Annotated in this window: 23 protein-coding genes and 1 tRNA gene; 8 read left to right on the forward strand and 16 right to left on the reverse strand. The window is 64.8% G+C overall.

The features are described from left to right. The first annotated feature begins 39 nt into the window (after window positions 1-39). Window positions 40-1224: an MFS transporter gene (locus LZ538_RS01990; protein WP_249830327.1), complete on the forward strand. Its 1185-nt coding sequence runs from the start codon at window positions 40-42 to the stop codon at window positions 1222-1224. On the opposite strand, the gene LZ538_RS01995 is transcribed toward LZ538_RS01990, so the two are convergent. Both LZ538_RS01995 and LZ538_RS02000 read right to left on the reverse strand, forming a co-directional pair. After that, on the reverse strand, window positions 1184-1816 hold the full coding sequence (locus LZ538_RS01995; RefSeq protein ID WP_249830328.1) for a cytochrome b: 633 nt from the start codon (window positions 1814-1816) through the stop codon (window positions 1184-1186). The two genes, LZ538_RS01990 and LZ538_RS01995, sit on opposite strands and share 41 nt — an antisense overlap. 53 nt (window positions 1817-1869) lie before the next feature. After that, complete coding sequence (locus tag LZ538_RS02000; protein WP_249830814.1) at window positions 1870-3942, reverse strand: 3-hydroxyacyl-CoA dehydrogenase NAD-binding domain-containing protein; 2073 nt, start codon at window positions 3940-3942, stop codon at window positions 1870-1872. A gap of 106 nt (window positions 3943-4048) precedes the next feature. Between LZ538_RS02000 and LZ538_RS02005 the strand changes: the two genes are divergently transcribed. Continuing rightward, entirely contained in the window at window positions 4049-5218 is a 1170-nt protein-coding gene (locus LZ538_RS02005; RefSeq protein ID WP_249830329.1) for an acyl-CoA dehydrogenase family protein, read from the forward strand. Next, window positions 5215-6339: an acyl-CoA dehydrogenase family protein gene (locus tag LZ538_RS02010; protein ID WP_249830330.1), complete on the forward strand. Its 1125-nt coding sequence runs from the start codon at window positions 5215-5217 to the stop codon at window positions 6337-6339. The genes LZ538_RS02005 and LZ538_RS02010 overlap by 4 nt, the downstream gene beginning before the upstream one ends. Here the strand turns inward: LZ538_RS02010 and LZ538_RS02015 are convergent. Continuing rightward, on the reverse strand, window positions 6336-6485 hold the full coding sequence (locus LZ538_RS02015; RefSeq protein ID WP_249830331.1) for a hypothetical protein: 150 nt from the start codon (window positions 6483-6485) through the stop codon (window positions 6336-6338). The genes LZ538_RS02010 and LZ538_RS02015 overlap by 4 nt on opposite strands. Before the next feature lie 135 nt (window positions 6486-6620). Between LZ538_RS02015 and purS the strand changes: the two genes are divergently transcribed. Next, entirely contained in the window at window positions 6621-6860 is a 240-nt protein-coding gene (gene purS / locus LZ538_RS02020) for a phosphoribosylformylglycinamidine synthase subunit PurS (protein ID WP_249830332.1), read from the forward strand. Window positions 6861-6919: 59 nt separating this feature from the next. After that, a complete protein-coding gene (purQ, locus tag LZ538_RS02025; protein WP_249830333.1) occupies window positions 6920-7588 on the forward strand; it encodes a phosphoribosylformylglycinamidine synthase subunit PurQ in 669 nt (222 codons plus the stop codon). Here purQ and LZ538_RS02030 read toward each other — a convergent pair. Continuing rightward, window positions 7585-8325, reverse strand: a complete 741-nt coding sequence (locus LZ538_RS02030; RefSeq protein WP_249830334.1) for a queuosine precursor transporter — start codon at window positions 8323-8325, stop codon at window positions 7585-7587. The two genes, purQ and LZ538_RS02030, sit on opposite strands and share 4 nt — an antisense overlap. 58 nt (window positions 8326-8383) lie before the next feature. Here LZ538_RS02030 and LZ538_RS02035 point away from each other — a divergent pair. Next, window positions 8384-8460, forward strand: a tRNA-Arg gene (locus LZ538_RS02035). A 157-nt stretch (window positions 8461-8617) separates the two neighbouring features. Beyond that, window positions 8618-9148, forward strand: coding sequence for a dihydrofolate reductase family protein (locus LZ538_RS02040; RefSeq protein ID WP_249830335.1), 531 nt, complete (start codon window positions 8618-8620; stop codon window positions 9146-9148). Window positions 9149-9163: 15 nt separating this feature from the next. Here the strand turns inward: LZ538_RS02040 and LZ538_RS02045 are convergent, their stop codons facing one another. Further along, window positions 9164-10579 (reverse strand): FAD-binding oxidoreductase, encoded by a 1416-nt coding sequence (locus tag LZ538_RS02045; protein ID WP_249830336.1) that lies wholly within the window; start codon window positions 10577-10579, stop codon window positions 9164-9166. 47 nt (window positions 10580-10626) lie between these two features. Between LZ538_RS02045 and LZ538_RS02050 the strand changes: the two genes are divergently transcribed. Further along, window positions 10627-11118, forward strand: a complete 492-nt coding sequence (locus tag LZ538_RS02050; RefSeq protein ID WP_249830337.1) for a dihydrofolate reductase — start codon at window positions 10627-10629, stop codon at window positions 11116-11118. Here the strand turns inward: LZ538_RS02050 and LZ538_RS02055 are convergent. From LZ538_RS02055 to rplE, 11 genes are all read right to left on the reverse strand, one after another. Next, window positions 11115-11642, reverse strand: a complete 528-nt coding sequence (locus tag LZ538_RS02055) for an SRPBCC family protein (protein WP_249830338.1) — start codon at window positions 11640-11642, stop codon at window positions 11115-11117. The genes LZ538_RS02050 and LZ538_RS02055 overlap by 4 nt on opposite strands. Window positions 11643-11674: 32 nt before the next feature. Further along, window positions 11675-12325 carry an adenylate kinase gene (locus LZ538_RS02060; RefSeq protein ID WP_249830815.1) on the reverse strand — a complete coding sequence of 217 codons (651 nt, stop codon included), beginning with the start codon at window positions 12323-12325 and terminating at the stop codon, window positions 11675-11677. A 33-nt stretch (window positions 12326-12358) separates the two neighbouring features. Continuing rightward, a complete protein-coding gene (gene secY / locus LZ538_RS02065) occupies window positions 12359-13726 on the reverse strand; it encodes a preprotein translocase subunit SecY (RefSeq protein ID WP_249830339.1) in 1368 nt (455 codons plus the stop codon). A gap of 91 nt (window positions 13727-13817) precedes the next feature. Further along, a complete protein-coding gene (gene rplO, locus LZ538_RS02070) occupies window positions 13818-14342 on the reverse strand; it encodes a 50S ribosomal protein L15 (RefSeq protein ID WP_249830340.1) in 525 nt (174 codons plus the stop codon). A 54-nt stretch (window positions 14343-14396) separates the two neighbouring features. Next, window positions 14397-14579 carry a 50S ribosomal protein L30 gene (gene rpmD, locus LZ538_RS02075; RefSeq protein ID WP_249830341.1) on the reverse strand — a complete coding sequence of 61 codons (183 nt, stop codon included), beginning with the start codon at window positions 14577-14579 and terminating at the stop codon, window positions 14397-14399. Between the two features lie 5 nt (window positions 14580-14584). Then, window positions 14585-15334 (reverse strand): 30S ribosomal protein S5, encoded by a 750-nt coding sequence (rpsE, locus tag LZ538_RS02080; protein ID WP_249830342.1) that lies wholly within the window; start codon window positions 15332-15334, stop codon window positions 14585-14587. A gap of 1 nt (window position 15335) precedes the next feature. After that, window positions 15336-15689 (reverse strand): 50S ribosomal protein L18, encoded by a 354-nt coding sequence (rplR, locus tag LZ538_RS02085; RefSeq protein WP_249830343.1) that lies wholly within the window; start codon window positions 15687-15689, stop codon window positions 15336-15338. Between the two features lie 3 nt (window positions 15690-15692). After that, window positions 15693-16229 (reverse strand): 50S ribosomal protein L6, encoded by a 537-nt coding sequence (gene rplF / locus LZ538_RS02090; RefSeq protein WP_249830344.1) that lies wholly within the window; start codon window positions 16227-16229, stop codon window positions 15693-15695. Then, complete coding sequence (gene rpsH / locus LZ538_RS02095) at window positions 16229-16624, reverse strand: 30S ribosomal protein S8 (RefSeq protein WP_249830345.1); 396 nt, start codon at window positions 16622-16624, stop codon at window positions 16229-16231. Before rpsH ends, rplF begins: the two co-directional genes overlap by 1 nt. A 13-nt stretch (window positions 16625-16637) precedes the next feature. Beyond that, window positions 16638-16943: a 30S ribosomal protein S14 gene (gene rpsN, locus LZ538_RS02100; protein ID WP_249830346.1), complete on the reverse strand. Its 306-nt coding sequence runs from the start codon at window positions 16941-16943 to the stop codon at window positions 16638-16640. Between the two features lie 34 nt (window positions 16944-16977). Next, window positions 16978-17592 (reverse strand): 50S ribosomal protein L5, encoded by a 615-nt coding sequence (gene rplE / locus LZ538_RS02105; protein WP_347402738.1) that lies wholly within the window; start codon window positions 17590-17592, stop codon window positions 16978-16980. Between the last annotated feature and the right edge of the window lie 121 nt (window positions 17593-17713).

The following is a 17713-nucleotide window of genomic DNA, read 5'->3' on the forward strand; positions in this document are numbered from 1 at the left end:
TCGGTTGCACTCGTGAACGCGCCCGGCGATGACGCGCCCATGGCAACCCGCCCGCGTCTTCCACGAAACGTCTGGACCCTGGGTTTCGTCAGCCTGCTGATGGACCTGTCGAGCGAGATCTATCACTCGCTGCTCCCGGCCTTCATCACGCTGGTCCTGGGCCTCCCCGCGACCGCCCTGGGTGCGATCGACGGCGTCGCAGAAGCGACGGCCAGCTTCGCCAAGCTCGCTTCCGGCCGGCTGTCGGACCGCACCCTGAGACGCAAGCCGTGGGTCGTGGCAGGCTATGGCCTTGCCGCGCTTTCGAAGCCGCTCTTCCCTTTGGCGATGAGCGCAGCCGCAGTCATGGTCGCTCGCTTCGCCGACCGGGTAGGCAAGGGCATCCGCGGCGCCCCCCGGGACGCGATGATCGCTGACGAAACGCCGGCGGAGATCCGCGGCAAGGCCTTCGGGCTGCGCCAGGCGCTCGACACCGCCGGAGCACTGCTCGCCCCGCTCGCCGCCATCGCGCTGATGGCCTTGCTCGCAAGCGACATTCGCGCAGTCTTCTGGTTCGCCGTCGTTCCGGCAGCCTGCTCCTTCCTTCTTGCCTTGCTCGTCCTACGCGAGCCCGAGCATCACAACCCACCGACCAAGCGCGCTCCGCTCTTCTCCGGCTTCCGGGAGCTTAACCGGCCTACCAAGCGGCTTCTCGCCGTCGGCTTCCTTTTCATGCTCGCGCGTTTCTCCGAAGCCTTCCTGATCCTGAAGGGCATCGAAATCGGCCTGTCGGAAGCGCTCTCGCCGCTGACGCTTGCCCTTTTCAATCTGGCCTATGTCGTGCTCGCCTACCCGGCCGGCGCACTCAGCGACCGGACTAGCCCGCGGACATTGCTCGCCGCGGGGATCGTCGCCTTGATCGGAGGCAATTTGATCCTGGCGTGGACCAGCAGCTATGCCGGGCTGATCGTCGGCGTCCTTCTCTGGGGGGCGCACATGGCGCTTACCCAGGGCATATTCTCACGCATGATCGCCGACAGGGCTCCGGAGCACCTGCGCGCCACGAGCTTCGGCGCCTTCTGGTTCGTCAGCGGCATCGCCTCGCTACTCGCCAGCCTTGCCGCTGGCCTGCTGTGGGACCGGGACGGGAGCTCCGCGACCTTCATTGCCAGCGCCGGTACGGCGACGGTGGCCCTGGCGATGCTCAGCCTGCTTTCGAGCGAGCCTCCTGTCCCTGCCCGATGACGACTGGCTCATCGACGGGGTCCTTGAACGGCGGCATCCGACCCGACGCACGATTGCGATCGACGAACTGGTGCTTCAGCGCGGCAGCGACGTGGAGCGCGATCAATCCAATCAGAAGGAAAGCGGCGAGTTCGTGGACCCCACCTGCGAATTCTCCCATCTGCTTCGATATTCCCGGTAGAACCGGGATCCGCAAACCGCCCAGCAACTCCGTGGTGGACCCCTTCGACTGACCCGAGACGGCGAGGTAACCGCCGATCGGCATGACGATCAGCAGCAAGTAGAACAAGCGATGGTTCCAGGTGCCCGCGATCCGTTCCCATTGCGGCAATTCCGGCGGATAGGGCGGGGGCGGATTCTGCAGCCGGTAGGTCAGCCGCGCGAGCACGGTCAGCAGGATGATCGAGCCGATCGTCTTGTGCCAGGCGAATAGCTCTCCCCGCTCGGGTCCTTGCGCCATGTCGGCAAAGCTCAGGCCCAGCCAGATCTGGAAAAGCACCAACGCGACGGTGACCCAATGGAAGGCCACGGCAATGTTGGAATAGCGGCGAAGCGGATGCTGTTCGCGTGCTTCGGTGGCGTAATCGGCCATTACTCGTCTCCGACTCTGAGATCGGAGAAACGAGCGGCGGCTTCAAAAGGTGCCTAGCGCGTGAAGCGCTCGCCCTTCCCGGCCTTGTCCAGAAGCAGCTGCGAGAAGCTGAATTCCGGCTTCATCCGCTCTTCCTGGCGCTTCAGGCCCTCGACGATCTTGTCCAGCCCCTCGGTATCCGCCCAGAACATCGGGCCGCCGCGATAGACCGGCCAGCCGTATCCGTAGACCCAGACGACATCGATATCGGAAGCGCGCTGGGCGGTGCCCTCCTCCAGGATCTTCGCGCCTTCGTTGACCATCGTGTAGAGCGTGCGCTCGACGATCTCTTGGTCGCTGATCTCCCGGCGCTCGACGCCCTGTTTCTCGGCGAAATCCTCGATGATCTGCTGCACGACGGGTGACGGGCTGGGCCTGCGCTTCTCGTCATAATCGTAGAAGCCGGCACCCTTCTTCTGGCCCCACCGATCGATTGCGCAGAGGGCGTCGCGAACATTTTCCACGCGGTTCGGGTCGCGGTGCCAGCCGATGTCGACACCGGCGAGGTCGGCCATCTGGAACGGCCCCATCGGCATTCCGAATTCGACGTGGACGCGATCGACCTGCTGGGGGCTGGCCCCCTCAAGCAGCAGCTTGGTCGCCTCGACTTGCCGCGGCATCAGCATACGGTTGCCGATGAAGCCGTGGCAGACGCCGGCGACAACCGGCACCTTCCTGATCTTCTTGCCGATCTGCATCGCCGTCAGAAGCACGTCGGGTTCGGTCTTGTCGCCGCGTACGACCTCGAGAAGCTTCATCACGTTGGCCGGCGAGAAGAAGTGCATCCCCACCACGTCGCCAGGACGCGAGATGCTCGCGGCGATCTCGTTGACGTTGAGGTAGCTGGTATTGGACGCGAGGATCGCTCCGGGCTTGGCGATCTTGTCGAGACGCCCGAAGACCTCCTTCTTCACGTCCATATTCTCGTAAACCGCCTCGATGATCAGGTCGCACTGACCGAGGGCCTCGAAATCGAGCGTCGGCTCGAGCAGGCCCATCGCCTTGCCCACCTGCTCCGCGGTCAGCTTCCCTTTGGCCGCGCTCGCCTCATAATTGCGCAGCATCACGCCCGTGCCCCGGTCGAGCGCTTCCTGGCTCATCTCGACGATCGTCACCGGGATGCCGGCCGACAGGAAATTCATCGAGATCCCGCCGCCCATCGTGCCTGCGCCGAGAACGCCGACGCGCTTGATGTCGCGCGGCTGCGTGCCTTCCGGGAGCCCGTCGATCTTCGCGGCCTTGCGCTCCGCGAAGAAGAAATATTGCTGCGCCTTCGCCTGGGTGCCGCTCATCAGCTCCATGAACAGCTTGCGCTCTTCCAGCACGCCCTCGGCATATGGCTTCTCGCACGCGACCTTCACGGCGCGGACATTGGCCTCCGGAGCGTCGAAGCCACGAAAACGCTTGGCGTTGGCGGCCCGAAATTCCTCGAACACCGTCGGGTCGCACTCGTTGAGCTTATATTGCCGCTCCGAACTCTTCGGGAGGGGACGCACGTCACGCACCTCCTCCGCATAGCCGACGGCATGAGGGATTAGCTCGTCCTCGATCAGACGGTCGATCAGTCCGCAATCGAACGCCTGCTTGGCGCCGATCGGGTTGCCGGTCGCGCACATTTCGAGTGCTTGCCGGACACCGGCCACTCGCGGCAGGCGCTGCGTTCCACCGGCTCCCGGCAACAGCCCGAGCTTCACTTCCGGAGTGCCGAGCTTCGCCGAAGGCACCGCAACGCGATAGTGGCAGGCCAGCGCGACCTCGAGGCCGCCGCCGAGTGCCGTCCCGTGGATCGCAGCCACGACCGGCTTCGTGCAACTCTCGATTCGATCGACGACCTGCGGCAGCATCGGTTGCTCGAAAGCCTTGGGGGTGCCGAACTCGGAAACGTCGGCACCGGCGAAGAAGGTCTGTCCCTCGCACGCGATGACGACGGCGCTGACGCTGTTGTCGGCCTCCGCTTCCTCGATCGCAGCTACAAGACCATGCCGCACCGCATGGCCGAGCGCGTTCACCGGCGGGTTGTTCGACAGGACGATCAGGACGTCGCCATGCTTGGTCGTCGAGATCGGGCTGGTGGTCGGCTTTTCCATCACGTCGCTCATCGGTTCCTCCGAGGCGCCGTGGCTAGGCTCCGTAACCGTTGCTGACAAGGCTGTTAGGCTCGACAAGCGCAGCCTCGCGGCGGATAGACGCCGCATGAGCGACCTCGACAGATTCCGCGCCGAAACCCGCGAGTGGCTCGAGGCTAATTGCCCGGCCGAGATGCGGCATCCGATCCGATCTGAAGCCGACCTTTGCTGGGGCGGACGCAACTGGGCCTTCCAGTCGGACGCGCAGAAGCGCTGGCTCGAGGTCATGGCGGATCGCGGCTGGACGGTTCCGGAATGGCCGAAAGACTATGGCGGCGGCGGGCTCACGCCCGTGGAGGGGCGAGTCCTCAAGCAGGAGATGGCAAGGATCGGCGCCCGATCTCCGCTCACCAGCTTCGGAATCTCGATGCTCGGCCCCGCTTTGCTCAAATTCGGGACCGAGGAGCAGAAGCGCCACTATCTTCCGCAGATCGCTCGCGGCGAAATCCGCTGGTGCCAGGGCTATTCGGAGCCGGGCGCCGGGTCGGACCTCGCGGGACTTCAGACCAAGGCGGAAGACAAGGGCGACCACTGGCTGGTCAACGGCCAGAAGGTATGGACCAGCTACGCCGACAAGGCCGACTGGATATTCTGCCTGGTGCGCACGTCGAGCGAGTCCAAGCAGGGTGGCATCAGCTTCCTCCTCTTCGACATGCTCACGCCAGGCGTGTCCACCAAGCCGATCCTGCTGATCAGCGGTTCGTCGCCCTTCTGCGAGACCTTCTTCGACGATGTGAAAGTCCCGAAGGGGCAGATCGTCGGCGAAGTGAACCGCGGCTGGGACGTCGCCAAATATCTGCTCGGCCACGAGCGGGAGATGATCGCGGGCATGGGGCTCGGCAGTGGGATAGGCACCGGCGGCACCAGCAATACGCTCGGCGGCTGGCTGACGCCGGCCGACCCGATGCTGCGTGCCGACATCGCCGCGTTCGACGTGGATGCGCTCGCCTTCGCGGCAATGAGCGAGCGCTTCGCGGCAATGTGGAAGGCTGGTGAGGCGCATCCCGCCAGCCCGTCGATGATGAAATATGCGGGCACCGAGCTTAACAAGCAGCGCATGGAGCTGGTGATCGCGGCCGGCGGTTCCGATGCGCTTGAGTGGGACAGCGAACGGTCGAACAATGGCAAGGCGCCGCGCGACTGGCTGCGCAGCAAGGGCAACTCGATCGAGGGCGGCACGAGCGAAATCCAGCTGAACATCGTCGCAAAGCACATATTGGGACTGCCCGGAGCATGAGCCTGCTCACCGACGACCAGAAGATGCTGCAGGAGACCGCGGCGAGCTTCCTCCGCGAGGAAGGCGCGATCTCGAAGCAGCTTCGGCATTGGCGCGATACTGGATGCACGGACGGCTATGGCACGGCCCTCTGGAAGCAGTTCGGCGACCTGGGTCTGACGGGCATTTGCATCCCGGAGGATCCGGGCGGTCTGGGTCTCGGCGCACTGGAATCCGCACTGGTGCTCGAAGAGGTGGGTCGCAACCTGACGCCTTCGCCGTTCCTCGCCTCGGCGGTCGTTGGAACTCGCGCCATCGAGGGCACGGCGCATGCCGATCGCTGGTATCCGGCCATTCTGTCCGGGGAGGCGGTGCTGACGCTCGCCGTGGACGAGAACAAACGCCACGCGCCACTCGAAACCGCATTGAAAGCCGAGCGCAGAGGCAACGGCTTCGTTCTGAACGGATCCAAGCAATTCGTCGTCCACGGCAATTCAGCCGACATGGTGGTCACCGCGGCACGGACGTCGGGATCGCCCGGCCAAGCCGAAGGCCTCACCCTGTTCGCAATTCCCAAGGGCAGCGCGCAGGTCGAGACCGCGTCGCTCGTGGATAGCTCGAAGGCCGCCCGGCTGGTGTTCGAGGATGTTGCCGTCGATTCAGACGCGGTGATCGGCGAGGTCGACAAGGGCTGGTCACGGCTGTCGCGCGCGCTCGATGCCGGCCGTGCTGGTGCAGCCGCGGAGCTGGTGGGTGTCGCTGCGGGCGCGACGGCGATGACGCTCGACTACCTCAGGCAGCGCAAGCAATTCGGCAAGACGATCGGCGAGTTCCAGGCGCTGCAGCATCGGGCTGCGCATCTTTATGGAGAGATCGAGATTGCGCGCGCTGCTGCGCTCAAGGCCGCACAGCTGATCGATTCAGGGGATGAGAAGGCCGAGCTTCACGCCGCCGTTGCGAAAGCCAAGGCCGCTTCGGTCGCCTCCCTCGCGGTTCGCGAGGGTGTGCAGATGCATGGCGGCATCGGCATGACCGACGAGCACGACATCGGATTGTTCATGAAACGGTCCGCCGTCCTCGGCGAGCTGTTCGGAGACGTCTATTATCACCGCAATCGGGTTGCGGAGCTGAGCGGCTATTAGCCGCCCTTGGCCTTGTAGCCGCCGATTATGCCCAGGATGAAGCTGGTGAACAGGGCGAGCTGGACCTTCCCTTCCGGATCGTGCCAGCCGAAATAGCCGGCGCCCCACCCAAAGAGCGCGATGAACATGGCAATTGCCACCCCCATTACCATCGCTGAGTCTCCCCCTTTACGAGTACAAACGGGCATCTTCGGCCCACAAGGTAAACAGATCGTAAAACTTGCCCGGTCCCGCGCCCCGCGCCATAGGGCCTCCCGCACCCTCCAACTGCAGGCAAACACATGAAAGCGCGCGTCTTCGTCACACTGAAGCCCGGCGTCCTGGACCCTCAGGGCAAGGCCATCCACCATGCCCTGGAAGGACTGGGATTCGCGGGCGTCAACGACGTGCGCGCCGGAAAGCTCATCGAGCTCGACCTTGCCGACGGCACCAGCGACTCCGACATCGAGGATATGTGCCGGAAGCTGCTTGCCAACACGGTGATCGAGAACTTCCGGATTGAACGGCTGGAGCACGCCTGACTGCCACTTTTCCCGCATATTTGGCGGGTAGGAGCGCCGTGTCGGCCAGGAGCATGTGAATGAAGAGTGCGGTCATCGTCTTCCCCGGATCGAACTGCGATCGCGATCTCGCGGTCGCGCTCGAGCAGGTGACCGGCCGCAAGCCCGAGATGGTCTGGCACAAGGACGCCGATCTGCCCGAGGGCATCGACTTCATCGGCATTCCCGGCGGATTTTCCTACGGCGACTATCTGCGATCCGGAGCGATGGCCGCGCGTTCGCCGATCATGCGAGCAGTCAAGGATGCCGCCGATCGCGGAGTCCCGACGATCGGCATCTGCAACGGCTTCCAGGTGCTGACGGAGACCGGCTTGCTGCCCGGCGCCTTGATGCGAAACGCCGGGCTGAGCTTCGTCTGCAGGCCCGTGTCGCTCAAGGTCGAGAACAGCCAGAGCCTTTTCACCAGCGGCTACGAAACCGGGCAGACGATTACCGTCCCGGTCGCCCATCACGATGGCAATTATCAGGCAGACGAGGCGACCCTCGATCGTCTCGAAGCAGAGGGCCGCGTCGCATTCCGCTACCTTGAGGAAGTCAACGGCTCTGCGCGACGGATCGCCGGCATCCTCAACGATACGGGCAACGTCCTGGGCCTGATGCCTCACCCCGAGAGGGTCATCGAGGCCGCGCACGGCGGCACCGACGGGCGCCGCTTGTTCGAGGGCCTGCTGGAGACGGTGGCCGCTTAAGGCCCGACGCTGAACGGAGTGAACTCAGTCTTCTCGTCGTAAACGTCAAAGCCTTCGCGGCGCTTGAGCCAGCCGACGACCGCATAAGTGACGGGCGTCAGGATCGCTTCCCACGACACCTTCAGCACCCATTGGGTCAGCATCACCTTCAGCAAGGTCGCGCTGTCCAGCACCCCGAAAAAGGCGAGCGGGTAGAAGAACAGGCTATCGACGCCCTGCCCCGCGACGGTCGAGCCGATGGTCCGCGTCCACAGATGCTTTCCCTCGGTCCAGATTTTCATCTTGGCGAGCACGAGGCTGTTGACGAACTCGCCCGCCCAGAAGGCGATGATCGAAGCCGCGACGATGCGCGGCACCTGCCCGAACACCGCGTCATAGGCCTGCTGACCGGTCCAGCCCGGATCGGCCGGCAAGGCGACGACCACCCAGCTCATGAAGGCCATGAAGATCAGCGCGACGAAGCCTGCCCAGATGCAGCGTCGTGCGCGGGCGAACCCGTAGACCTCCGTCAGCACGTCGCCGATGACATAGGAGAGCGGGAAGAAGAGGATGCCGGCACCGAACGGCCAGGGGCCGATCCCGGGCAGGTTGATGTTGGCGATCTTGCCCGCGCCGATGACGTTCGACAGCAGCAGGATGGCGACGAAGGCGGCCATCACGAAATCGAAATAGCGGAACCGGCGATGCGCAACTTCATGCGCCTCGACGTGCTTCAGCCCCTCCCCCTCGGCATCCATCGCGCGGAAGCTAGCGCGGTTCCGCTGCGGGTCAATTCCGGTTAGGTCATCCCCACGCGCGCCCGTAGCTCAGTTGGATAGAGCACGAGCCTTCTAAGCTTGAGGTCGTAGGTTCGAATCCTACCGGGCGCGCCAGCAGCCGGATGCCGCTAAGCGGTTTCCGGACGCTGGAGTGCTCTAGGGTTCGAACCTTTTCGGGGTCGAAGCGAAGCGGAGACGACCGAGCGAAGCGAGGGCAATCCTACCGGGCGCGCCAGGCTTTCCCGGACGTCGCGGCTAGAAAGAGATTGGCATGGCAAAGCTCGTGTTTGGGATGAACCAGTCGCTGGACGGCTACGTCGACCACACGGCTTTCGGGCCCGGTCCCGTGCTTTTCAGGCACTTCATCGAGCAGGCGCGCGAGCAGGTCGGCAGCATCTATGGCCGCAACCTGTACGAGATCATGCGCTATTGGGACGAAGATCATCACGAATGGGACGAACCGGAACGCGAGTTCGCCGACGCCTGGCGACGACAGCGGAAATGGGTCGTTTCTCATACCCTGAATTCGGTCGGCCCCAGCGCCTCGCTCATCGTCGATGACCTGGAGGGCGAGATACGACGGCTGAAAACGGAACTCACCGGGGAAATCGAAGTCGGTGGGCCCAATTTGGCGCGAACCCTGACCAGGCTCGGCCTGATCGACGAATATAGGATTTACCTGCACCCGGTCGTGTTGGGCCGGGGCAACCCTTATTTCGCCGAAGCTCGACCGCCGCTTCGGCTCGCGGGAAGCGATCAGATCGACGAAAATGTAATCCGGCTCACATACGTTCCCGATTGATTGGTGCAGCGCGCCTCAAGGAACCAACTTGCCCGGATTCATAATCCCGAGCGGGTCGAGCGCCTGCTTGATCGCCCTCAGCGCGTGGATACGCGCGGGCGAGCTCAGCCTCTCGAGCTCGGCGCGCTTCAGCTGGCCGATGCCATGCTCGGCCGAGATCGAACCGCCAGCAGCGGTGACCAGATCGTCGACCAACCGCGTGATCGCCGCGCCTTCAGCCTCGTACCAGTCCGGCGAAGCATGGCTTGCCGCCCGCACGTGGAAGTGGATGTTGCCATCGCCCAGGTGACCGAAGCCGCTTGCTATGACGCCTGGAAATGCCCGCTCGACCTCGGCGCTGGCCTCGACGAGGAAGCGCGGCATGTCGGCTACCGCGACCGAGATGTCGTGAGCGAGCGTCTGGCCTTCGGCTCGCTCCGCTTCCGAGATGCTGTCGCGGATCTTCCAGAATGCCTCCGCCTGTGCCTCGTTCGAGGCGATTGCGGCGTCGGCGATAATCCCCTGCTGCAATGCTTTGCCGAGCAATGCCTCAAGCTCCGCCGCGATGTCCACGTGTGCGTCGGGCGTGGTGGCTTCCACCAGAGCGTGCCAGCGATGCTCGCCCGTCAGCGGAGCGCGCGTGCCGGGGATATGCTTGAGCACGAGATCCAGCGAGTCCTGCGGAACCAGCTCGAAACCTTCGACGGTGCCGGTCCGCGCTTCGAGGAACCTCAGGAGGTCGAGGGCGCGGCTTGGGCTGTCGAGCCCCGTCCAGGCAACGGCGCGCTGCGCGATGGCGGGAACCAGCCGGACCGCAACCGCCGTGACGACGCCGAGCGTGCCTTCCGCTCCAATCAGCAATTGGTCGAGGCTGTAGCCGCGATTGTCCTTCTTCAGGCCGGATAGCCCGTCGTGCACGGATCCGTCAGGCAGCACCGCCTCCACCCCCGTCACCAACGCACGCATCGTGCCGAACTTCAGCACCTGGGTACCTCCCGCGTTGGTCGAGGTGAGGCCGCCCAGCGTGCAGCTTCCGCGGGCTCCGAGCGTAAGAGGAAAGCGCATGCCGACCTCGTTCGCAGCGTCGTGAAGCGTCGCCAGGATCACGCCGGCCTCCGCCACCGCGCACCGGTCCTCTGCGCTGACCGAGCGGATGCGATTCATGCGCCGCAGCGAAAGCAGCAGGGCGGAGCCGTCCGACGGAGGCGTCGCACCCGCCGCCATGCCCGTATTCCCACCCTGCGGCACCAGAGGCACGCGATGCTCGGCGGCGAGCCTGACGATCTCCGCCACTTCCACGGTCGACGAGGGAGCCAGGACCGCCGCGGATGCGCCATGGACACGGCCTCTCCAGTCACTCACCCATGGCTCGATCTCGGCCGGATCGGTGATGACGCCCCTTGGCCCGAGCCTCTGCCTCACTTGCTCGATCAGCTGCGACTGTGCGCTCATGGTTCGTGCCGCTTGGCACGCACGGTCGGGCGCGTCAAAACGACGGCATGGAGAAATGTCCCGTCACGATTGTCGTCGCCCGCGCGCAAAATGGGGTCATCGGCCGCGGCGGGAAGCTTCCATGGCATCTCCCCGCGGACCTCAAGCGCTTCAAGCAACTGACGATGGGCAGCGCGATGGTGATGGGACGCCGCACCTTCGACAGCCTGCCCGGCATCCTTCCGGGCCGGCGCCACATTGTCCTGACGCGCGACCGCAACTGGTTCGCGATCGGCGCGGAGAAAGCCTGCGGAGCGCAGGCCGCGCTGGACCTCGCGGGCGGGGAGCCGGTCTCGGTCATCGGCGGCGCCGATATCTTCGCCCTGTTCCTGCCTCTCGCGGACCGGATCGAGCTCACCGAAGTGCTCGAGGATATTCAGGGCGACACGTCCTGGCCCGATCCTCGCCACTCGGGCGACTGGCGCGAGGTCTCGTCGGAATTGCATCCGGCGGAGGACGGCCGGCCGGCCTTCCGCTTCGTAACCCTCGAGCGCGGCTAGGTCCGCGGACGCGCGGTCGCAAACGCGCGAAGCCGCTTCATCTGCCCGGCCAGGACGCCGTCGACGAGCGGCGCAAGCTTGTCGGCGCCACCGTTCGCAAAGCCCGCGGCCCGATAGTTCAGGGTCAGCTGGGAGCCGGCGGCGGTCGACTTGACCTGCACGTCCATCACGCCCGTCGTCGCCTCGTAAAGCAGGGGCCCCAGCGCACCGGTGAGGACGACGCGCTTACCGGGTTCGACGTAAACGACCCGCATATGCTCAACTCCGCCGCCGCCCTCCGGGAAGCGCTCGCAGAAGCATCCGCCCGGGCGCAGGTCGAGCGAGAGGTTGCTGGAATCGCCGCTGTAGGTGTGTTCCGCGTCCCACCAGCCGCTGACGTTGCTGAAGGCGGCGAAGGCGACCTCGGGCTTCACCACGAGACTGACCGTCTGGCGGACTTCGAAGCCATTGGATGAAGCGCTTACGACTTCGGCCGGCGCAGCGGAGGCGGCCATCAACGACGCTAATGCAACCCATGCCTTCATTCGCTCGACCCCCTGAGCGAATGATGCAGCGATCAGGCGTTCCCGTCTAGGATCGCATCGATCTGGGCCGCGACTGCTTCGACGGACGCCATGCCGTCCACGCGGCGCACGAGGTCCTTCGCCTCATAATAGGGAAGGATCGGCTGCGTCTTGGCGCGATATTCGGCCATGCGGGTCCGGACCGTCTCTTCATTGTCGTCCGGGCGCCGCTTGAACTCGGTCGATCCGCAGGCGTCGCAGACTCCTTCGATCTTCGTAGGCCGGAAGCTGTCGTGATATCCCGCGCCGCAATTCGCGCAGCTGAAGCGGCCGGTGATCCGCTTGACCAGCTCATCCTCGTCCACCGCCAGCTCGATCACATGGTCAAGCCGACGTCCGCGCTCGGCAAGCAGAAAATCGAGAGCCTCAGCCTGCGCCTGCGTCCGCGGAAAGCCGTCGAAGATGGCGCCCTGCTCGGATGCGGCGTCGAGCCGCTCCCCGATCAGCGCGCTGACGATCGCGTCGCTGACGAGCTCGCCGCGTTCCATCACGGCCTTGGCCTGGAGGCCGACGGGCGTGCCCGCGGCGACCGCCGCGCGGAGCATGTCCCCGGTCGACAGCTGCATCATGCCGCGCGCCGCCTGAAGGCGTGCCGCCTGCGTGCCCTTGCCCGCCCCCGGCGGCCCCAGAAGAATGATGTTCAGCAACGCGAACCCTCCCCCCTCGTTCGCCGCGGACTAGCGCCTGCGCGGCGTCGTCTTGAGCTTAGCCTTCTTTATGAGGTCGCCATATTGGTGAGCAATCAGATGGCTTTGGATCTGGCTGACCGTGTCCATCGTCACGTTGACGACGATGAGCAGGCTGGTGCCGCCGAGACGGAAACTGAGACCTGCCTGCGCGGTGAGCATCTCCGGGATAAGGCAGATGAGGACCAGATAGGCGGCGCCCACGACGGTGATGCGGTTGAGCAGGTAATCGAAATATTGCTCGGTCGCCTTGCCCGGGCGGATGCCGGGAATGAATCCGCCATGCCGCTTCAGATTGTCGGCCGTTTCCTCGCTGTTGAACTGCACGGCCGTGTAGAAGAAGCAGAAGAAGGCGATGCCGAGGCCGTAGAGCAGCATGTAGAGCGGCGAGCCGTGCTGCAGATAGGTGCTGACGGTGATCAGCCAGTCGCTGGCGCTCCCTTCGGCCGACGTCCGGTTACCCGCCCACTGCAGGATCGTCAGCGGCATCAGCAGGAGCGACGACGCGAAGATCGGCGGGATGACGCCTGCGGTATTGAGCTTGATCGGCAGGTGCGAGCGCTCCTGCTGCATCCCGCGCGCGGTTTGCCGCTTCGGATATTGGATCAGCACGCGACGCTGCGCCCGCTCCATGAAGCAGATGAACAGAACGAGCGCGGCGGCGATGGCGACGATGCCCACAACCACCAGCGGGTTCAGCGTGCCTGTGCGGCTGCCTTCCAGCAGCTGGGCAATGCCCTGCGGCAGACGCGCGACGATGCCGGCCATGATGATGAGCGAGACGCCGTTGCCGATGCCTCGGCTGGTGATCTGCTCACCGATCCACATGAGGAACAGGGTGCCGCCGACAAGAGAGACGGTTCCGGCGATCTCGAACAGGAGACCCGGCTGTACGACCGCCTGGATGCCCTGGTTGACCGACTGGGATTCGAGCCCGCGGATCGCCAGATAGCCTTGCACCAGGGTGATCGCGACCGTCAGGTAGCGAGTATATTGGTTGAGCTTCTTGCGGCCGGTCTCGCCCTCTTTCCTGAGCTGCTGCCAGGACGGGTAGAGCGTGGCCCCCAGCTGCACGACGATCGACGCCGTGATGTACGGCATGACGCCGAGCGCGATGATGCTGAAGCGCTCCAGCGCGCCGCCGGAGAATGTGTTGAACACGTCGAGGATGCCGCCGCTCTGCGTCTGGTAAAGCGTCTGCATTGCGACTGGATCGATGCCGGGGACCGGGACGAACGACAGCAAGCGGAACAGGATCAGCGCGCCAAGCGTGAACCAAAGCCTCTTCTTAAGCTCGGTCGCCTTCGAAAAATTGGCGAGACTGATGCTGGAGGCAAGTTGTTCGGCTGCGGATGCCATTCAAAAAATTCCCTGGAAAAACAAACGGCGGCGAGAGGCCTGAAATCCCCCGCCGCCGATATAGTGGCTCATCGCCTGTTGTCTAAGACCCTTAGGCTTCGGCGGCGGCGCGCTTGCGCGAACCCTTCTTCGCGGCAGCGAGCTCGGCCGGATTCTTGCGCTCGATCAGCTCGATCGATCCGCCAGCCTTCTCGACTGCCTCGCGGGCACCCTTCGACACGCCGGCGACCTTGAAGGCCAGCTTGGCCTTGATTTCACCCTTGCCGAGCAGGCGGACCCCGTCCTTGCCGCCACGGGCAAGGCCGGCAGCCTTGAGCGCGTCATGGTCGAGCGTGCCCTTGGCTTCGAGCTTGCCGGCGTCGATCGCCTTCTGGACCGCACCGAGGTTCACCTCGGCATAATCCTTGGCGAAGATGTTGTTGAAGCCGCGCTTCGGCAGCCGCATGTGAAGGGGCATCTGGCCGCCTTCGAACCCGGCGATCGACACGCCCGAGCGCGACTTGGCGCCCTTCTGGCCGCGCCCGGCAGTCTTTCCGAGACCGGAACCGATGCCGCGGCCGACTCGAACGCGTCCCTGACGGGCACCCTTGTTATCGCGAATTTCGTTAAGTTTCATATCGTTGCACTCGCTTTCGCTTTTGTCGCGCATGCCCAAGATGGGCAGGATTGGTTATGCCGCTTCTTCGACCCGAACGAGATGCTGCACCTTGCGGACCTGGCCGAGCACTTCGGGCGTGCCCTCCACTTCCACGCTGCGGTGCAGCTTGTTCAGCCCGAGACCGACGAGCGTCGCGCGCTGCGTCTTGTCGCGGCGGATCGGCGATCCGGTCTGGGTGATCTTGATCTTCGCCATCACTCTTACTCCGCGATCGCTTCGGCCTGGGCTTCCGCCTCGGCAGCGCTTGCGCCGCCACGGCCGAGCAGGTCGGCGACCTTCTTGCCGCGACGCTGGGCGACAGCGCGCGGGCTGGTCTGTTCCTTGAGCGCCTCGAAGGTCGCACGGATCATGTTGTACGGGTTCGAGGTGCCGACCGACTTGGTGACCACGTCGTGGACGCCGAGACTCTCGAAGATCGCGCGCATCGGGCCGCCGGCGATGATGCCGGTTCCGGCCGGAGCCGAACGGATCGCAACGCGGCCGGCGCCGAAATGGCCGATGCCGTCATGGTGCAGCGTGCGGCCGTCGCGCAGCGGAACGCGGACCATTGCCTTCTTGGCAGCCGCAGTCGCCTTGCTGATCGCTTCTGGAACTTCGCGAGCCTTGCCGTGGCCGAAGCCCGCACGGCCCTTGCCGTCGCCGACCACCACCAGCGCCGCGAAGCCGAAGCGCTTACCGCCCTTCACGGTCTTGGAGACGCGGTTGATGTGGACGAGCTTCTCGATCAGCTCCTCGCCGCCTTCCTCGTCGTCACGACGCCCACGGCGATCGTCACGACGCCCGCGGCCGCCACGGCCGCCGCCATCGCGCCCGCCGCGTCCGCCGCGAGGACCGCGCCCGCGCGGAGCCTGCTGCTGCTGCTCCTCAGCCTGGGCCGGGGCCGCCTCGGCGACCTGCGCGACCTCGGTCGGGTCGGTGTTGGTCTCGTTGGTCTGGTTCTCGTCTTGCATTCTAGAACTCCAGTCCGCCTTCGCGGGCGGCGTCGGCCAGCGCCTTCACGCGGCCGTGAAACAGGAACCCGCCACGATCGAAGACGACGCTCGACACGCCGGCCTTCTTCGCGCGCTCCGCAAGCGCCTTGCCGACAGCGACGGCGCTATCCTTCGTGGCGCCCGTCTTGAGCTTGATGTCCTTGTCGAGGGTCGAGGCCGCGGCGAGCGTCTTGCCCGCGCTGTCGTCGATGACCTGCGCATAGATGTGACGGCCCGAGCGGTGGACCGAAAGACGCGGCTTGCCGGATGCACGCGAACGAAGCGACGTGCGAACGCGGCGGCGGCGACGATCGAAGAGAGAGAGTTTCGCCATGGCTTACTTCTTCTTGCCTTCTTTGCGGAAGATATACTCGCCGCGATACTTGATGCCCTTGCCCTTGTACGGCTCCGGCTTGCGCCAGCGGCGGATCTCGGCGGCAACCTGACCGACCTTCTGGCGATCGATACCGGTGATCTCGACCGTGTTCTGGTCGGGCGTCTTGATGTCGATGCCTTCAGGAACCGGGAAGTTCACGTCGTGGCTGTAGCCGAGCTGTAGGCGCAGGTTCTTGCCCTGGGCCTGCGCGCGGTAGCCGACGCCGGTGATCTCGAGCACCTTGGTGAAACCTTCGGTGACGCCGGTGACGAGGTTCTGCACCAGCGTGCGCTGCATGCCCCACGCCGCGCGATTGCGTTGCGCGTCGACGAGCGGGGTGACGCGGATCTCGCCTTCGGCAACCTCATATTTCACGAGATCGTCGAGCAGCTGCATCGCGAGCTGGCCCTTCGGCCCTTTCACGGTGAGCGTGCCGCTTTCGACCGTCGCGGTGACGCCGGTCGGCACGGCAATCGGTTTCTTGCCAATGCGGGACATTAGAACACCTCCGCCAGCACTTCGCCGCCAACGTTCTGCTCGCGCGCTTCGGCGTCCGACAGCACGCCGCGGGGGGTCGACACGATGATCGTGCCGAGACCGTTGCGGATGCGCGGAAGCTCACGCGCCGCGGAATAAACGCGACGGCCAGGCTTGGACACGCGGGCCAGGTGCTGGATCGCCGGCTGGCCCTCGAAATACTTCAGCTCGATGCGCAGGCCCTTCTGCCCGGCAAGTGCTTCTTCGGAATATCCGCGGATATAGCCCTCGCGCTGAAGCACATCGAGCACGCGCGTGCGCAGCTTCGACGCCGGCGTCAGGATGCTATCCTTGCGCGCCTGCTGGCCGTTGCGGATGCGGGTGAGCATATCACCCAGAGGATCGGTCATCGCCATCCGTTACAATCCCTTACCAGCTCGACTTGATGACGCCCGGAATCAGGCCCTTGTTGGCCAGCTCCCGAAGCATGATCCGCGAAAGACGGAACTTGCGATAATAAGCACGGCTGCGGCCGGTCAGCTCACAGCGATTGCGGACGCGCGTCGGGTTCCCGTTGCGCGGCAGCTCCGCCATCTTGAGCCGAGCGATCAGCCGCTCGGTCTCGTCGCGCGATTCATCGTCCGCGATCGCTTTCAGCTTCGCGTACTTCGCCGCATTCTTCTCAACGAGCTTCTTGCGACGCTCGTTCTTGTTGATCGAACTCAGTTTCGCCATGACTTAAGTTCTTCTCTCCTAACGGGCAGACCGCTTACGCGGCCTGCCGCTGCTCCTCAGTCGGGAAGGGGAAGTTGAACAGGCGCAGCAACTCGCGCGCCTCTTCATCCGTCTTCGCCGTCGTTGTGATGATGACGTCCATGCCCCGGACCTTGTCGATCTGGTCGTAGTTGATCTCGGGGAAGATGATCTGTTCCTTCAGGCCCATCGCATAATTCCCGCGGCCGTCGAACGACTTGGGGTTGAGGCCGCGGAAGTCGCGGACACGCGGGAGGGCGATCGTCACGAGACGATCGAGGAACTCGAACATGCGGTCGCGACGCAGCGTGACCTTGCAGCCGATCGGCATGCCTTCGCGCAGCTTGAACTGAGCGATCGACTTCTTCGCCTTGGTGATCACCGGCTTCTGGCCCGAAATCTGCTGCATCTCGGCGGCAGCGGTCTCGACGCGCTTCTTGTCCTGCGTTGCCTCGCCGACGCCCATGTTGATGACGATCTTCTCGAGGCGTGGAACCTCGAGCCGGTTCTTGTAACCGAACTTTTCGATCATCGCCTTGACGATCGTGTCCTCATACTCGGACTTCAGGCGCGGCTTGTAGTTCGCCGGCGTCTTCGACGGCTTGTCGGCCGTCTTCGCGGCCTTGGGCACCGAAGCCTCTTCGACCTTCGGCAAGGCTTCGATCGCCTCGGCTTCGGCCTTCTCAGCCTCGCCGACGCGCTCGACCTCTACCTGCTCGGTCTCGGGCGTCTCAACCGCCTCTTCGACCTTC

The sequence above is a fragment of the Sphingomonas hankyongi genome (genome assembly GCF_023516575.1).
Classification (GTDB): Bacteria; Pseudomonadota; Alphaproteobacteria; order Sphingomonadales; family Sphingomonadaceae; genus Sphingomicrobium; species Sphingomicrobium hankyongi.

Bases quoted from the DNA above. Each gene is read 5' to 3' on its own strand.
- rpsE (WP_249830342.1), bottom strand. From the start codon at position 15,334: ATGCAAGACGAGAACCAGACCAACGAGACCAACACCGACCCGACCGAG.
- purS (WP_249830332.1), top strand. From the start codon at position 6,621: ATGAAAGCGCGCGTCTTCGTCACACTGAAGCCCGGCGTCCTGGACCCT.
- rpmD (WP_249830341.1), bottom strand. From the start codon at position 14,579: ATGGCGAAGATCAAGATCACCCAGACCGGATCGCCGATCCGCCGCGAC.
- LZ538_RS02050 (WP_249830337.1), top strand. From the start codon at position 10,627: ATGGAGAAATGTCCCGTCACGATTGTCGTCGCCCGCGCGCAAAATGGG.
- LZ538_RS01995 (WP_249830328.1), bottom strand. From the start codon at position 1,816: ATGGCCGATTACGCCACCGAAGCACGCGAACAGCATCCGCTTCGCCGC.
- rplR (WP_249830343.1), bottom strand. From the start codon at position 15,689: ATGGCGAAACTCTCTCTCTTCGATCGTCGCCGCCGCCGCGTTCGCACG.
- purQ (WP_249830333.1), top strand. From the start codon at position 6,920: ATGAAGAGTGCGGTCATCGTCTTCCCCGGATCGAACTGCGATCGCGAT.
- LZ538_RS01990 (WP_249830327.1), top strand. From the start codon at position 40: ATGGCAACCCGCCCGCGTCTTCCACGAAACGTCTGGACCCTGGGTTTC.
- rplO (WP_249830340.1), bottom strand. From the start codon at position 14,342: ATGAAACTTAACGAAATTCGCGATAACAAGGGTGCCCGTCAGGGACGC.
- LZ538_RS02045 (WP_249830336.1), bottom strand. From the start codon at position 10,579: ATGAGCGCACAGTCGCAGCTGATCGAGCAAGTGAGGCAGAGGCTCGGG.
- LZ538_RS02005 (WP_249830329.1), top strand. From the start codon at position 4,049: ATGAGCGACCTCGACAGATTCCGCGCCGAAACCCGCGAGTGGCTCGAG.
- secY (WP_249830339.1), bottom strand. From the start codon at position 13,726: ATGGCATCCGCAGCCGAACAACTTGCCTCCAGCATCAGTCTCGCCAAT.
- LZ538_RS02055 (WP_249830338.1), bottom strand. From the start codon at position 11,642: ATGAAGGCATGGGTTGCATTAGCGTCGTTGATGGCCGCCTCCGCTGCG.
- LZ538_RS02000 (WP_249830814.1), bottom strand. From the start codon at position 3,942: ATGGAAAAGCCGACCACCAGCCCGATCTCGACGACCAAGCATGGCGAC.
- LZ538_RS02015 (WP_249830331.1), bottom strand. From the start codon at position 6,485: ATGGGGGTGGCAATTGCCATGTTCATCGCGCTCTTTGGGTGGGGCGCC.
- rpsN (WP_249830346.1), bottom strand. From the start codon at position 16,943: ATGGCGAAACTGAGTTCGATCAACAAGAACGAGCGTCGCAAGAAGCTC.
- rpsH (WP_249830345.1), bottom strand. From the start codon at position 16,624: ATGGCGATGACCGATCCTCTGGGTGATATGCTCACCCGCATCCGCAAC.
- LZ538_RS02010 (WP_249830330.1), top strand. From the start codon at position 5,215: ATGAGCCTGCTCACCGACGACCAGAAGATGCTGCAGGAGACCGCGGCG.
- LZ538_RS02040 (WP_249830335.1), top strand. From the start codon at position 8,618: ATGGCAAAGCTCGTGTTTGGGATGAACCAGTCGCTGGACGGCTACGTC.
- rplF (WP_249830344.1), bottom strand. From the start codon at position 16,229: ATGTCCCGCATTGGCAAGAAACCGATTGCCGTGCCGACCGGCGTCACC.
- LZ538_RS02030 (WP_249830334.1), bottom strand. From the start codon at position 8,325: ATGGATGCCGAGGGGGAGGGGCTGAAGCACGTCGAGGCGCATGAAGTT.